This window comes from Streptomyces sp. NPDC001770, assembly GCF_053596135.1.
The window spans coordinates 126,232-141,119 of the sequence record NZ_JBSFFN010000002.1 but is presented as its reverse complement, the minus strand read 5'-3'; the positions used below and the strand labels follow the sequence as shown (position 1 = coordinate 141,119).

Here is a 14,888-nt window from a genome sequence, read left to right as displayed (position 1 = left end):
CCCGTGACCCTACGGCAACTCCTGATACTTCGACACAGGCGTCTGACCGGTTCTTACTGGTTTTTCACGTTGTTCAACCGAAGTTGTACTGCGCCTCGCTTCCGGGGTGCGCGGCCCACCCCTGGGCCGTGCCTGGCCACCGCTCCAGCCCCTGCCCCCGCTCCCCGCCCCGGACATGACGGAGGACACGGCGCAGGACACGGCGGAGGCCGGGCACCTCGTGCCCGGCCTCCGTCCCGCGGGAAAGCGCGCCCCGTCGGGTCGCGACCTCCTCAGTGCGCCGCGGACTCCCAGTCGGTGCCCACACCGACCGACACGTCCAGCGGGGCTCGCAGCGACACGGCGGAGGCCATCTCGTGGCGAAGGATCTCCTCCACCTCGACGCTCTCGCCCGGTGCGATCTCCAGCACGATTTCGTCGTGCACCTGGAGCAGCATCCGGGACTTCAGCTTCGCCTCCGTCAGTGCCCGGTCGACGTGGAGCATCGCGACCTTCACGATGTCCGCGGCGGTGCCCTGGATCGGGGCGTTGAGCGCCATGCGCTCCGCCATCTCGCGCCGCTGGCGGTTGTCGCTGTTGAGGTCGGGGAGGTACCGGCGGCGGCCGAAGACCGTCTCGGTGTAACCGGTGGACCTGGCTTCCTCGACGACCCGGTGGAGGTAGTCGCGTACCCCGCCGAAGCGCTGGAAGTACGTGTCCATCAGGCCACGCGCCTCGCCCGCCTCGATGTTGAGCTGCTGGGAGAGCCCGAACGCGGAGAGGCCGTAGGCGAGTCCGTAGGACATGGCCTTGATCTTGCGCCGCATCTCCGGGTCGACGGCCGACTTGTCGACGCCGAACACCTGGGAGGCGACCGTGGTGTGCAGGTCCTCGCCCGAGGTGAACGCCTCGATCAGACCGGCGTCCTCGGAGAGGTGGGCCATCACCCGGAGTTCGATCTGGCTGTAGTCCGCCGTCATCAGGGTCTCGAAGCCCTCGCCGACGACGAAGCCCCGGCGGATCGCACGCCCCTCGTCCGTACGGACCGGGATGTTCTGGAGGTTGGGGTCGGTGGAGGAGAGGCGTCCGGTCGCCGCCACCGTCTGGTTGAAGGTGGTGTGGATACGGCCGTCCGCCGCGATCGTCTTGATCAGGCCCTCGACGGTGACCCGCAGTTTCGCCTGCTCGCGGTGGCGCAGCATGATCACCGGCAGCTCGTGCTCGGTCTGTGCGGCGAGCCAGGCCAGCGCGTCGGCGTCGGTGGTGTACCCGGTCTTCGTCTTCTTGGTCTTGGGCAGGCCGAGTTCGCCGAAGAGGACTTCCTGGAGCTGCTTGGGCGAGCCGAGGTTGAACTCCCGGCCCACCGCCGCGTGCGCCTCCTTTATGGCCTGCTGCACGGCGCCGGCGAACTGCTGCTCCATCGCCTCCAGATGGGCGCGGTCGGCGGCGATGCCGTGCCGCTCCAGCCGGGCCAGCAGGATCGAGGTGGGCAGCTCCATGTCGTGGAGCAGGTCGAGCGCGCCGACCTCCCTGAGCCGGGTGCTGAACGCGGCGCCGAGGTCGAGGACGGCGCGGGCCTGCGTCATCAGGGCGTCGGCCTCGGCGCGGTCGTCCGCGCCGAACGCGAGCTGCCCGTCCGCCGAGGCGGCCGGGGCCAGTTCGCGGCCGAGGTACTCCACCGCCAGTGCGTCCAGCGCGAACGACCGGCGTCCCGGCTTCACCAGGTACGCCGCGAGCGCGGTGTCCATGGTGACGCCCTCGATGTGCCAGCCCAGCTCGGGGAAGACCCGCATGGCCGCCTTGGCGTTGTGCAGGACCTTCGGCCGCTCCGGGTCGGCGAGCCAGGCGGTGAACGCCTTCTCGTCCGAGGCGTCGAGCTCCGTCGGGTCGAGCCAGGCCGCCGCCCCGCCGACCGCCGCGAGGGCGATCTCGGTGACGGTGCCGGCGCCCAGCGCCCAGGTGTCCACGGTGGCCATGCCCAGCGGCTGCGCGCCGTGCTCGGCCAGCCAGCCGGCGACCTGTCCGGTGGCGAGGACCGTGCCGTCCAGCTCGATCCCGGCGGCCGGGGCGGGTGCCTCCTCCTCGGCCGCGCCCGGGTCGACGGCGAGCAGCCGCTCCCGCAGGCTCGGGTTGCGGATCTCCAGGACGTCCAGCACCCCGGTGACGGCGGCGCGGTCGTACGGGGCGCGCTCCAGCTCGGCGGGGCCCTTGGGGAGCTCCACGTCGCGGACCATCTCGGTCAGCAGGCGGTTCATCCGGACCGCGTCCAGGTGGTCGCGGAAGTTCTGCCCGGCCACGCCCTTGACCTCGTCGGCGTGCGCCACCAGCTCGTCGAAGGAGCCGTACTGGTTGATCCACTTCGCGGCGGTCTTCTCGCCCACCTTGGGGATGCCGGGGAGGTTGTCCGACGGGTCGCCGCGCAGCGCGGCGAAGTCCGGGTACTGCGCGGGGGTGAGGCCGTACTTCTCCTCGACCTTCTCCGGGGTGAAGCGGGTCAGCTCGGAGACGCCCTTGGTCGGATAGAGGACCGTGACGTTCTCGGTGATGAGCTGGAAGGAGTCGCGGTCACCCGTGACGATCAGCACCTCGAACCCGGCGGCCTCCGCCTGGGTGGCGAGCGTGGCGATCACGTCGTCGGCCTCGAAGCCGTCGACGGCGAACCGGTCCGCGTGCATCGCGTCCAGCAGTTCGCCGATCAGCTCGACCTGCCCCTTGAACTCGTCGGGGGTCTTGGAGCGGTTCGCCTTGTACTCGGGGAACTCCTTGGAGCGCCAGGTCTTGCGGGACACGTCGAACGCCACCGCGAAGTGGGTGGGCGCCTCGTCGCGCAGCGTGTTCGCCAGCATCGAGGCGAAGCCGTACACGGCGTTCGTCGGCTGCCCCGTCCCGGTCGTGAAATTCTCCGCGGGCAGGGCGAAGAACGCCCGGTACGCCAGGGAGTGCCCGTCCATGAGGAGCAGGCGCGGTCGGTTGTCTGCCGTCTTCTTCGATGCTGTCTCAGCCACATACACGATCCTGCCACGGCCCACCGACATCACGGACCGCACGCGGGTGCCGCGTCCCCCTCCTTGCCGGATGCGCCCTTCTCCTTCCGGATGCGCCCCTCAACGGCCATGACAGGATCGAACGAGAGGAACCCACGCGCTCGAAGGGGAGCAACCATGGCCACGAAGCCCCCGACCGGAGACCCGGTCCAGGACGCCCCGCAGGTCCAGGAGGCCCAGCATTCCGCCGCCGGGCTGCCCGCGGTCGCCCACTCGCTGCTCATGGCCCAGCAGCAGATGGGGCTGGGCCGCACCGCGCGGACCCTCCTCAAGGTCAACCAGAAGAACGGCTTCGACTGCCCCGGCTGCGCCTGGCCGGAGGGCGACAAACGCCACACCGCGGAGTTCTGCGAGAACGGCGCCAAGGCCGTCGCCGAGGAGGCGACGCTGCGCCGGGTCACCCCGGAGTTCTTCGCCGCGCACCCGGTCTCCGACCTCGTGGGACGCAGCGGGTACTGGCTCGGCCAGCAGGGCCGGATCACGCAGCCGATGTACCTCCCCGAGGGCGCGGACACCTACGAGGCGATCGGCTGGGACGACGCTTTCGCAATCATTGCCGAAGAACTCCGCGGGCTCGGCTCCCCCGACGAGGCGCTCTTCTACACCTCCGGCCGCACCAGCAACGAGGCCGCGTTCCTCCTCCAGCTCTTCGCCCGCGAGTACGGCACCAACAACCTGCCGGACTGCTCCAACATGTGCCACGAGTCGTCCGGCTCGGCGCTCGTGGAGACCATCGGCATAGGCAAGGGGAGTGTCTCCCTGGAGGACCTCCACCAGGCCGATCTGATCATCGTCGCCGGGCAGAACCCCGGTACCAACCACCCGCGCATGCTCTCCGCCCTGGAGAAGGCCAAGCACGCCGGAGCGAAGATCATCTCGGTCAACCCGCTGCCCGAGGCCGGCCTGGAACGCTTCAAGAACCCGCAGACCCCGCAGGGCATGTTCAAGGGCACCGCCCTCACCGACCTCTTCCTCCAGATCCGTCTCGGCGGCGACCAGGCCCTCTTCCGCCTCCTCAACAAGCTGATCGTTCAGACCGAGGGCGCCGTCGACACCGCGTTCGTCGACGAACACACCCACGGGTACGAGGAGTTCGCCCGTGCCGCCCGGGAAGCCGACTGGGACGACACCCTCACCGCCACCGGACTCAGCCGCGCCGACATCGAGAAGGCCCTCCGCCTGGTCCTCGCCTCGGAACGCACCATCGTCTGCTGGGCGATGGGCCTCACCCAGCACAAGCACTCCGTGCCCACCATCCGCGAGGTCGTCAACTTCCTCCTGCTGCGCGGCAACATAGGCCGGCCGGGCGCAGGAGTCTGCCCGGTGCGCGGCCACTCCAACGTCCAGGGCGACCGCACCATGGGCATCTACGAGCGCCCCGCACCGGCCTTCCTCGACGCCCTCGACCGGGAGTTCGGGATCACGTCGCCGCGCCACCACGGGTACGACGTGGTCCGCGCCATCCGCGCCCTGCGCGACGGCGACGCCAAGGTCTTCTTCGCGATGGGCGGCAACTTCGTCGCCGCCACCCCCGACACCGACGTGACCGAGGCGGCGATGCGCCGCGCCCGCCTCACCGTGCACGTGTCGACCAAGCTCAACCGCTCGCACGCCGTCACCGGCAGCCGCGCCCTGATCCTGCCGACCCTCGGCCGCACCGACAAGGACGTCCAGGCCGGCGGCAAGCAGTTCGTCACCGTCGAGGACTCCATGAGCATGGTGCACGCCTCCCGCGGCAACCTGACCCCCGCGAGCCCGCACCTGCTCTCCGAACCCGCCATCGTGGCCCGCATGGCACGCGCCGTCCTCGGCCCCGGTTCGAAGACCCCCTGGGAGGACTTCGAGAAGGACTACGGCACGATCCGCGACCGCATCTCCCGTGTGGTGCCCGGCTTCGAGGACTTCAACGCCCGCGTCGCCCGCCCCGGCGGATTCACCCTCCCCCACGGCCCGCGCGACGCCCGCCGCTTCCCGACCGCCACCGGCAAGGCCAACTTCACCGCCGCCCCCGTGGAGTACCCCGAACTCCCGGAAGGCAGGCTGCTGTTGCAGACCCTGCGCTCCCACGACCAGTACAACACCACGATCTACGGACTCGACGACCGCTACCGCGGCATCAAGGACGGCCGCCGCGTCGTCCTCGTCAACCCCGACGACGCCCGCGAACTCGGCCTCGCCGACGGCGCGTACACCGATCTCGTCAGCGAATGGAAGGACGGCACCGAACGCCGCGCCCCCGGCTTTCGCGTCGTCCACTACCCCACAGCACGGGGCTGCGCCGCCGCCTACTACCCCGAGACGAACGTCCTGGTGCCGCTCGACTCGACCGCCGACACCAGCAACACGCCCGTCAGCAAGTCGGTCGTGGTCCGTTTCGAGCCCGCCGGCTGACCCGGCCGCACGGGCGGCTCCGCACGCCGGAGCGGGCGGAGCCGCCCCGTACGCACGACCCGCGCGTCCCGGACCGCGGACCCGCACGCGGCCCGGACCGGGGCGGCTCAGGCCGGGGCGGCTCCCGTACGAACCCCGTCGCGCACGCTGCCGGCGCGGCGGGGACCCGGCACTCCGGTCCCGCCGTCGCCCTCGCTCCCCGTCCGGTCCGCCGCGGCCTCCCGGCGCAGCAGGTACAGCCCCGCCACCGCGACCGCCCCCGCCACCGCGAAGCCGATGCCGGGGGTCGAGCCCGAAGGGTGCGTCTCGTACACCAGTGCCGCCGATAGCACCGCGAGCCGGCGGCCGGCCGGGCCGCGGCAGGCCCGTACGGCGACGAACGGCACGCCCCACAGGACGTACCACGGCTGCACCATCGGTGAGAGCACCACCAGCGCCGTCAGCGCCAGGCCCAGCGCCAGCACGGGGTCCAGGCGGCCGGTCGCCGCGCGCCACCCGAGGCGCGCGATCAGGGCTCCCGCCGCGGCGAGTCCGAGGAGCCGCACGGCCGACTTCACCGTGTCGCCGTCCGCCCCCGCCGCCAGGTGGGCGAGGGCGCCGAGGCCGGCCCCCAGGTCGCTGGAGAGGGAGAGCCAGGTGTGGATGGCCGCCGCGACGCCCTGCGTGTGGAGCCAGCCGAAGCCGGTGCCGCTCACCACGGAGACCAGGAGCACCGTCGCGGCGGCGACCAGCCCCGGCCCGAACACTCCCCGCGCGATCCGTTGCGCGGGCGACCCCGCGGAGGATCTCCCCACCACCACGCCGACGAACACCAGAGCCAGTCCGGCGGGGGACTTGACCATCATCGCCAGCCCGATCAGGGCGGCTCCGAGGACCCAGCGGCCGCGCAGCGCGCACACCGCGCCCGCGAGCGCGAGCCCGGCCATCAGACCGTCGTTGTGGACCCCGCCCACCACGTGGATCAGGAGCAGGGGGTTGAGTGCCGCGAGCCACAGCGCCCCGCTCTCGTCGGCCCCGTACTCGCGCGCCATCCGCCGCACGGCCCACACGATCAGCAGCAGCGCCGCCACCGCGACCAGCCGCAGTGCCAGGACCGCGGGGACCAGGGTGCCGCCGGTGAGCGCCGCCGCACCCCGCGCCAGCAGCAGGAAGAAGGGGCCGTACGGGGCGGGGGTGCCGACCCAGTGCCCGCCCACGCTCGCCGCCGCGTCGCCCGCGAAACCGGCCGGGTCGAGGACCGAGGGGCCCTGGCTGTAGACGTCGTGGCCCTCGACGACCATCGCGCCCTGCGCGACGTAGCTGTACACGTCCGCGCTGTACAGGGGCGGCGCCAGCAGCAACGGCGCCGCCCACCAGGCGAGCGTCACCAGCCTGTGCCGCGCGCAGGCGCCGGCGCGGCCGTACGCCCACCAGGCGACGACGAGCGCGGTGAGCCCGGCGTACGCGAGGACGGACCCGGCGGTGGTCACGGCGGGGCCGCGCTCCGTCCACCAGCCCCAGGGGTCGTGCACCGGCAGACTTCCGGCGGCCCAGCCGCCCGCACCCACCCCCAGCGAACCGGCCAGTCCCAGCCGACGACATCCCACGACACCCAGTCCCCGCATCGGACCAACCTACCGAACCGCGGTGAACGGTCCCCCTCCCCCGTATGGCCGACCGGGAACGCCCGGCAATGAGCCCGGGGCGGACGCCGCGTCCCGCCCTGCCCCGATCCGCCGGACACCACCTAAGCATCCGCTCAGTGGTCTCTGGTAAGAACGGAGCGCACAGCGAAGTCACCACCGGACGAACGGAGCCGAACCCATGGGCGACCAGAGCGCATCCGCACCCGTGTTCCCGCAGGAGGTCATCGACGAGTACGCCTCTCTCGGCATCGATCTGCCCGCCCTCTTCTCCGCCGGGCACCTCGGCGAGCGGATGGGCGTGCGGATCACGGAGGCGTCCGCCGAGCGCGTCGTCGGCACCATGCCGGTCGAGGGCAACACCCAGCCCTACGGCCTCCTGCACGGCGGGGCGTCCGCGGTGCTCGCCGAGACGCTCGGCTCCGTCGGCTCCATGCTCCACGGCGGCGCCGGAAAGCTCGCGGTCGGGGTCGACCTCAACTGCACCCACCACCGCGGGGCCCGCAGCGGACTGGTGACCGGTGTCGCCACCCCCGTGCACCGCGGTCGCTCCACCGCCACCTACGAGATCGTCATCACCGACGACCACGGCAAGCGCGTCTGCACCGCCCGCCTCACCTGCCTGCTGCGCGAGGTGCCCGCCGAGGGCTGACCACCCACGCCCCAGCACCCCCGCTCCCCCCTGCCCGGCCGGGCCCGAATCACCGGCCGGGCATCTTCATGCGTACTACACGTAACGTGAGTTGACCATGAATTTCAGCCAACTACCCCGCCATGACACGGGGTTCAATGCACCACTTCACGCCACACCGGGACGGCGACGGGACAGCGAACCGCCTGACGTAACACTGCGTAACAGGCGCGCAATGAACACGGCTCCCGCCCCGCACCTCCCCCCGCACCCCCCGACCCCCTCCTCCAGCCACCCCGGGCGAACCCGCCCGTCAGCACCAAGATCGCCCCAAGCCCCTTAGCAGAGCTGGGCGTTCTCACCATGCGAGAGGAATCCGCAGAGGCCGAATCAGCCCAGGTCCCGGCACCACCTCAAGCTTTCCTCAAGTCATAACAAGACAGTCACATAGTTGCCCACACCCGTCCACGATCCCACCGCCTGCGCCTAGAGTCACCGCCAGTCACCGCGCCGCCGGGCGCGACAGCAGCACGCCTTGTACCCATCACGTACGGCTTGGCGGACGACAGGCACCTCAACGGAGGAGGCCGCGCCAGGGAAAGGACTTTTCGTGCGACACCGTTCATTGCTCATACTCACCGCAGTGCTCACCACCGGAGCACTCACCCTCACCGCCTGCGGGTCGCGCGACGACAAGGGCGGCAGCGACGGCGCGAGCGGCAGCGGGGATAACCAGACCGTCGTCATCGGCCTCGACGCCCCCCTGAGCGGCGACCTCTCCGCCCTCGGACTCGGCATCAAGAACTCCGCCGACCTCGCCGTCAAGACGGCGAACAAGGAGAAGACGGTCCCGGGCATCACGTTCGAGCTCCAGCCCCTCGACGACCAGGCCCAGCCCTCCGTCGGCGGCCAGAACGCCCAGAAGTTCATCGGCAACAAGGACCTCGTCGGCGTCGTCGGCCCGCTGAACTCCAGCGTCGCCCAGTCGATGCAGAAGCCCTTCGAGGACGCCAGCCTCACCCAGGTCTCGCCCGCCAACACCGGCACCGAGCTGACCCAGGGCGACAACTGGAAGGACGGGGACGCCGCCAAGAAGCGCCCGTTCAAGACGTACTTCCGCACCGCCACCACCGACGCCATCCAGGGCGCCTTCGCCGCGAACTACCTGTTCAAGAACGCGGGCATCAAGAACGTCTACCTGATCGACGACCAGAAGACGTACGGCGCCGGCCTCGCCGCCTCCTTCAAGACGACCTTCACCGGCCTCGGTGGAAAGATCGTCGGCAGCGACCACGTCAACCCCGACGACCGCGACTTCAACTCCGTCGTCACCAAGGTGAAGAGCTCCGGCGCCAAGGCCGTCTACTACGGCGGTGAGTACCCCGCCGGCGCTCCCCTGAGCCAGCAGCTCAAGGACAGCGTCAACATCCCGCTCATGGGCGGCGACGGCATGTACAGCGCCGACTTCATCAGCCTCAACAAGAAGGCCCAGGGCGACATCGCCACCTCGGTCGGCAAGCCCGTCGAAGAGCTCGACTCCGCCAAGAAGTTCATCGCGGACTACTCGGCGGCCGGCTACAAGGACGCCTACGAGGCGTACGGCGGCGGCACCTACGACGCCACCTGGTCCATCATCGAGGCCGTCAAGATCGTCGCCGCCGAGAACGACGGCAAGCTCCCCGCCGACAGCCGCGAGAAGGTCCTCGCCGCCATGGCCAAGGTCCAGTTCGACGGCGTCACCGGCCCCGTCGCCTTCGACCAGTACGGCGACACCACCAACACCATGATGACCGCCTACCAGGTCGACGGCGGCAAGTGGGTCTCCAAGCTCAGCGAGGCCGTCACCAAGTAGGCGTCACCACGCCCCACTTCAGGCCGCCACCAGGCTGAACCAACCGCGCGGGAGCGCCACCATTGCTCCCGCGCGGTGTCATATCCGAACCACTCCAACGGAGGCCCAGCGGTGCATGAACTGCCGCAGCAGCTGGCCAACGGACTCATCCTCGGCGCGATGTACGGACTCATCGCGATCGGTTACACGATGGTCTACGGAATCATCCAGCTCATCAACTTCGCACATGGCGAAATCTTCATGATCGGAGGCTTCGGGGCACTCACCGTGTACCTCTGGATGCCCTCCGGGTGGAACCTCCTCGCCATCGTCCCCCTCATGATCGTCGGCGGCGTGATCTGCTCCGTCGCCGTCAGCGTCGCCGCCGAACGCTTCGCGTACCGGCCCCTGCGCAACGCACCCCGCCTCGCCCCGCTCATCACCGCCATCGGCCTCTCCCTCGCCCTCCAGCAGGCCGTCTGGAAGTGGTACCCCGACGCCACCGCCGACCGCTCCTTCCCCCAGTTCAAGGGCGGCGCCTTCGACCTCCTCGGCACCCACATCCAGCGCGGCGACCTCTTCGTCCTCATCGCCGCACCCGTCTGCATGCTCGCCCTCGGCCTCTTCGTCTCCAAGACCCGCGCCGGCCGCGGCATGCAGGCCACCTCGCAGGACCCCGACACCGCCAAGCTCATGGGCATCAACACCGACCGCATCATCGTCATGGCCTTCGCCATCGGTGCCGCGTTCGCCGCCGTCGCCGCCGTCGCCTACGGGCTCAAGAACGGCCAGATCGGCTTCAAAATGGGCTTCATCATGGGCCTCAAGGCCTTCACCGCCGCCGTACTCGGCGGCATCGGCAACATCTACGGCGCCATGCTCGGCGGCGTCGTCCTCGGCCTCGCCGAAGCACTCGCCACCGGCTACATGAGCGACGTCCCCGGCATGGACCTCTTCGGCGGCGGCGCCTGGAAGGACGTATGGGCCTTCGTGCTCCTCATCGTCGTCCTGCTGCTGCGGCCACAAGGGCTGCTCGGCGAACGCGTCGCGGATCGGGCGTGATACGGATGACCACCCACACCACCCGCGCGCCCCTCGGCCTCCCCCCCGCCACCGCCCGCGCCCTCACCACCGCAGGCGCGGCCGTCACCCTGGCGGGCACCTTCCTCGCCTGGACCTGGACCGACGAATTCCCAGGCGACCTCACCGTCACCGGCTACCCCGGCGGCCTCCAGGTCCTCACCCTCGTCGGCTCCCTCATCACCCTCCTCCTCGCCCTCTCCGGATACGGCATCCGAGGACTCGGCTGGCTCACCCCCGGCGGCACCAACGCCTCCGTGCGCTTCGCCGCACTCGGCATCCTCGCCACCACCGGCTACGCCGCAGGCGCCATCACCGTCGACCTCGGCGGCATCGTCAACCTCGAGCCCGGAGCCTGGATCGCCCTCGCCGGCGCCCTGATCGCCGCACTCGCCGCCTTCGGCCTCCCCGCCGACCAGGCCCTCACCGGCGACAACCCCGGCGGCCCCGCGGTGTTCCGCAACAGCCTCACCGCCCCGGCCCCCGGCCGCGCCCGCGAACTCCCCTCCTGGGCCGAAATCCTCATCATCGCCGCATCCTTCGGCGCCGCCCTCTACGTCTTCTCCTACGGCATCGACACCGAGTACACCGAACTCTTCATCGGGTTCCTGCTCACCGCCGCCTTCGGCTTCACCGCCCTGCACCGGGCCGGCCTCATCGCCCGCATCTCCGCGCTGACGGCCAAACACCGCAACGTCACCCTCACCGCGGCCCTCGTCGCCGCCTTCTGCTTCCCCTTCACCCAGACCACCGGCGAATACGCCCTCATCGGCACCAACATCCTCATCTTCGCCACCGTCGCCCTCGGCCTCAACGTCGTCGTCGGCCTCGCCGGCCTCCTCGACCTCGGCTACGTCGCCTTCCTCGGCGTCGGCGCCTACACCTCCGCCCTCGTCTCCGGCGCCACCGCCTCCGCGATCGGCATCCAGTTCCCCTTCTGGGCAGCCGTCCTCACCGGAGCCGTCGTCTCCCTGATCTTCGGCGTCCTCATCGGCGCCCCCACCCTGCGGCTGCGCGGCGACTACCTCGCCATCGTCACCCTCGGCTTCGGCGAGATCTTCCGCGTCACCGTCAACAACCTCAACGGCAACAGCGGACCCGACCTCACCAACGGCTCCCAGGGCATCCCCTCCATCCCCGACCTCGACCTCTTCGGATTCGAGTTCGGAAACACCCACGACATCGGCCCCTTCAGCCTCAGCAGGCCCGCCAACTACTACCTGCTGATGCTCGTCGTCACCGCCGTCGTCATCCTCGTCTTCCGCCGCTCCGGCGACTCCCGCATCGGCCGCGCCTGGGTCGCCATCCGCGAAGACGAAACCGCCGCCACCGCCATGGGCATCAACGCCTTCCGGCTCAAGCTGCTCGCCTTCGCCCTCGGCGCCACCCTCGCCGGCCTCGCCGGGACCGTACAGGCACACGTCAACTACACCGTGACGCCCGAGCAGTACCAGTTCGCCGGCTCCGTCCCCCCGAACTCCGCCTTCCTCCTCGCCGCAGTCATCCTCGGCGGCATGGGCACCCTCAGCGGACCCTTCGTCGGCGCCGCACTCCTCTACCTCATCCCGGCCAAACTCCAGTTCATGCAGGACTACCAGCTGCTCCTCTTCGGCATCGCACTCATCCTGCTGATGCGCTTCCGCCCCGAAGGCCTCATCGCCGACCGGCGCAAGCAACTCGAATTCCACGAAGCCGACGAGAACGATCCGGCCGACCAGCCCGACGTACCCGAACCACGGCAGCCCGAGAACACCGGCGCCGGCATCGCCAAGGCGGGGGCGTGACCACCATGACCACCACCACGAACACCACCGAAAACCCCGGCGCCCCCACCACCGGCACCACCGTCCTCGACGCCACCGGCGTGACCATGCGCTTCGGCGGCCTCACCGCCGTACGCGACGTCTCCCTCACCGTCGACAGCGGCGAGATCGTCGGCCTCATCGGCCCCAACGGCGCCGGAAAGACCACCTTCTTCAACTGCCTCACCGGCCTCTACGTCCCCACCGAGGGCAAGGTCAGCTACAAGGGCACCGTCCTGCCGCCCAAACCCCACCTCGTCACCCAGGCAGGCATCGCCCGCACCTTCCAGAACATCCGGCTCTTCGCCAACATGACCGTCCTGGAAAACGTCCTCGTCGGCCGCCACACCCGCACCGCCGACGGACTCTGGTCCGCCCTGCTGCGCCTCCCCAGCCACACCCGCGCCGAGAAGGCCAGCCGCGAACGCGCCATGGAACTCCTGGAGTTCATCGGCCTCGCCCACAAGGCCGACCACCTCGCACGCAACCTCCCCTACGGAGAACAGCGCAAGCTGGAAATCGCGCGCGCCCTCGCCAGCGACCCCGGACTCCTCCTCCTCGACGAGCCCACCGCCGGCATGAACCCGCAGGAAACCCGCGTCACCGAAGAGCTCATCTTCGCCATCCGCGACCAGGGCATCGCCGTACTCGTCATCGAGCACGACATGCGCTTCATCTTCAACCTCTGCGACCGCGTCGCCTGCCTCGTCCAGGGCGAGAAACTCGTCGAAGGCACCGCCAGCACCGTCCAGAGCGACGAACGCGTCATCGCCGCCTACCTCGGCACCCCCTTCGAAGGAGCCCCCGGCGCCGACGAGGTCGCCGAGGTCGAAGCCGCCGAGGCCGGAGCCGGCCACGGCACGGCCGCGGACCGCACGACCGCAACCAGCACGACCGCGGCGAGCACAGCCGCGGAGAGCACCACCGCCGAGGAGGAAACCTCATGACCGCGCTCCTGGAAGTCGAGGACCTCCGCGTCGCCTACGGCAAGATCGAGGCCGTCAAGGGCATCTCCTTCAGCGTCGAAGCCGGCCAGGTCGTCACCCTCATCGGCACCAACGGCGCCGGAAAGACCACGACCCTGCGCACCCTCTCCGGGCTCCTCAAACCGGCCGGCGGACGCATCCTCTTCGACGGCAAACCCCTCGCCGACGTCCCCGCCCACAAGATCGTCGCCCTGGGCCTCGCCCACTCCCCCGAGGGACGCCACATCTTCCCCCGGCTGACGATCGCCGAGAACCTCCTCCTCGGCGCCTATCTGCGCAGCGACAAGGCAGGCATCGAACAGGACGTCCAGCGCGCCTACGACCTCTTCCCCATCCTCGGGGAACGCCGCAAACAGTCCGCCGGAACCCTCTCCGGCGGCGAGCAGCAGATGCTCGCCATGGGACGCGCCCTGATGTCCCGGCCCAAGCTCCTCATGCTCGACGAGCCCTCCATGGGCCTCTCCCCGATCATGATGCAGAAGATCATGGAGACCATCGTCGAACTCCGGGCCTCCGGCACGACGATCCTCCTGGTCGAGCAGAACGCCCAGGCCGCCCTCTCCCTCGCGGACCAGGGCCACGTCATGGAGATCGGCAGAATCGTCCTCTCCGGCACAGGAGCAGACCTCCTGCACGACGAGTCGGTCCGCAAGGCCTACCTCGGCGAGGACTGACCCGCGCAGACCCGCGCACGTACGCCGCAGGGCCCGCACCCCGAGCGATCGGAGTGCGGGCCCTGCGGGGCGTACGGAAAGCGTGCGTACGGAGACGTAAGGAACGGAGACGGGCGAGCCGCTACTCGGCCGTCTTCTTCTTCTCCTCGGCATCCGCGATCAGCGCCTCGGCCAGCTGCTGCATGGAGAGCCGCCGGTCCATCGAGGTCTTCTGGATCCAGCGGAACGCGGCCGGCTCCGAGAGGCCGTAGTCGGTCTGCAGGATGCTCTTCGCCCGGTCGACCAGCTTCCGCGTCTCCAGCCGCTGCGCCAGGTCCGCGACCTCGTTCTCCAGCGCCCGCAGTTCGGCGAAGCGGGACACCGCCATCTCGATCGCGGGGACGACGTCGCTCTTGCTGAACGGCTTCACGAGGTAAGCCATCGCCCCGGCGTCGCGGGCCCGCTCCACCAGGTCGCGCTGGGAGAACGCGGTGAGCATGAGGACCGGCGCGATGGACTCCTCGGCGATCTTCTCGGCCGCGGAGATCCCGTCGAGCACCGGCATCTTGACGTCGAGGATGACCAGGTCGGGCTTGTGCTCGCGGGCCAGCTCGACGGCCTGCTGGCCGTCTCCTGCCTCGCCGACGACCGCGTACCCCTCTTCCTCCAGCATTTCCTTGAGGTCCAGGCGGATGAGCGCTTCGTCCTCGGCGATGACGACGCGGGTCGTCAGCGGCGGAACGTGCGACTTGTCGTCGTCGACGGCGTCTGCGGGCTCGGGCGACTCGGGCGTGGTCACGGGGGCTCCTCGTTAAGGACAGGGGTACTGCTCCCAAGAGCCTACCTAGCAGCGCGCGAGGCCGGTCACC

10 protein-coding genes are annotated in these 14,888 nt (G+C 70.2%); 7 read left to right on the top strand and 3 right to left on the bottom strand.

Going from position 1 to position 14,888, the window contains the following annotated elements:
• Positions 1-272: 272 nt before the first annotated feature.
• Positions 273-2,984, bottom strand: coding sequence for a DNA polymerase I (gene polA / locus ACWCSV_RS02965; RefSeq protein ID WP_451138076.1), 2,712 nt, complete (start codon positions 2,982-2,984; stop codon positions 273-275).
• A 156-nt stretch (positions 2,985-3,140) separates the two neighbouring features.
• On the opposite strand from polA, the gene ACWCSV_RS02960 reads away from it, so the two are divergent.
• Positions 3,141-5,414 carry an FdhF/YdeP family oxidoreductase gene (locus tag ACWCSV_RS02960; RefSeq protein ID WP_451138075.1) on the top strand — a complete coding sequence of 758 codons (2,274 nt, stop codon included), beginning with the start codon at positions 3,141-3,143 and terminating at the stop codon, positions 5,412-5,414.
• A 107-nt stretch (positions 5,415-5,521) separates the two neighbouring features.
• Here the strand turns inward: ACWCSV_RS02960 and mptB are convergent, their stop codons facing one another.
• A complete protein-coding gene (gene mptB, locus ACWCSV_RS02955) occupies positions 5,522-7,018 on the bottom strand; it encodes a polyprenol phosphomannose-dependent alpha 1,6 mannosyltransferase MptB (RefSeq protein ID WP_451138074.1) in 1,497 nt (498 codons plus the stop codon).
• Between the two features lie 199 nt (positions 7,019-7,217).
• Between mptB and ACWCSV_RS02950 the strand changes: the two genes are divergently transcribed.
• The 6 genes from ACWCSV_RS02950 to ACWCSV_RS02925 all read left to right on the top strand — a co-directional run bounded on the left by ACWCSV_RS02950 (position 7,218) and on the right by ACWCSV_RS02925 (position 14,040).
• Positions 7,218-7,688: a PaaI family thioesterase gene (locus ACWCSV_RS02950; protein WP_451138073.1), complete on the top strand. Its 471-nt coding sequence runs from the start codon at positions 7,218-7,220 to the stop codon at positions 7,686-7,688.
• A 604-nt stretch (positions 7,689-8,292) separates the two neighbouring features.
• Positions 8,293-9,519, top strand: coding sequence for a branched-chain amino acid ABC transporter substrate-binding protein (locus ACWCSV_RS02945; protein WP_451138244.1), 1,227 nt, complete (start codon positions 8,293-8,295; stop codon positions 9,517-9,519).
• Positions 9,520-9,630: 111 nt separating this feature from the next.
• The gene (locus ACWCSV_RS02940) at positions 9,631-10,560 is read left to right on the top strand and encodes a branched-chain amino acid ABC transporter permease (protein WP_451138072.1); all 930 of its coding nucleotides are present in this window, start codon (positions 9,631-9,633) and stop codon (positions 10,558-10,560) included.
• Between the two features lie 5 nt (positions 10,561-10,565).
• A complete protein-coding gene (locus ACWCSV_RS02935) occupies positions 10,566-12,362 on the top strand; it encodes a branched-chain amino acid ABC transporter permease (RefSeq protein WP_451138071.1) in 1,797 nt (598 codons plus the stop codon).
• Between the two features lie 5 nt (positions 12,363-12,367).
• Positions 12,368-13,327, top strand: coding sequence for an ABC transporter ATP-binding protein (locus ACWCSV_RS02930; protein ID WP_451138243.1), 960 nt, complete (start codon positions 12,368-12,370; stop codon positions 13,325-13,327).
• Positions 13,324-14,040, top strand: a complete 717-nt coding sequence (locus ACWCSV_RS02925) for an ABC transporter ATP-binding protein (protein WP_451138070.1) — start codon at positions 13,324-13,326, stop codon at positions 14,038-14,040. Before ACWCSV_RS02930 ends, ACWCSV_RS02925 begins: the two co-directional genes overlap by 4 nt.
• A gap of 121 nt (positions 14,041-14,161) precedes the next feature.
• Here ACWCSV_RS02925 and ACWCSV_RS02920 read toward each other — a convergent pair whose 3' ends face one another.
• Positions 14,162-14,818 (bottom strand): ANTAR domain-containing response regulator, encoded by a 657-nt coding sequence (locus ACWCSV_RS02920; protein ID WP_327175171.1) that lies wholly within the window; start codon positions 14,816-14,818, stop codon positions 14,162-14,164.
• Between the last annotated feature and the right edge of the window lie 70 nt (positions 14,819-14,888).

Excerpts from the sequence above, each read along its gene's own strand:
- ACWCSV_RS02925 (WP_451138070.1), top strand. The coding sequence starts at position 13,324 with ATGACCGCGCTCCTGGAAGTCGAGGACCTCCGCGTCGCCTACGGCAAG.
- ACWCSV_RS02930 (WP_451138243.1), top strand. The coding sequence starts at position 12,368 with ATGACCACCACCACGAACACCACCGAAAACCCCGGCGCCCCCACCACC.
- mptB (WP_451138074.1), bottom strand. The coding sequence starts at position 7,018 with ATGCGGGGACTGGGTGTCGTGGGATGTCGTCGGCTGGGACTGGCCGGT.
- ACWCSV_RS02960 (WP_451138075.1), top strand. The coding sequence starts at position 3,141 with ATGGCCACGAAGCCCCCGACCGGAGACCCGGTCCAGGACGCCCCGCAG.
- ACWCSV_RS02950 (WP_451138073.1), top strand. The coding sequence starts at position 7,218 with ATGGGCGACCAGAGCGCATCCGCACCCGTGTTCCCGCAGGAGGTCATC.
- ACWCSV_RS02935 (WP_451138071.1), top strand. The coding sequence starts at position 10,566 with ATGACCACCCACACCACCCGCGCGCCCCTCGGCCTCCCCCCCGCCACC.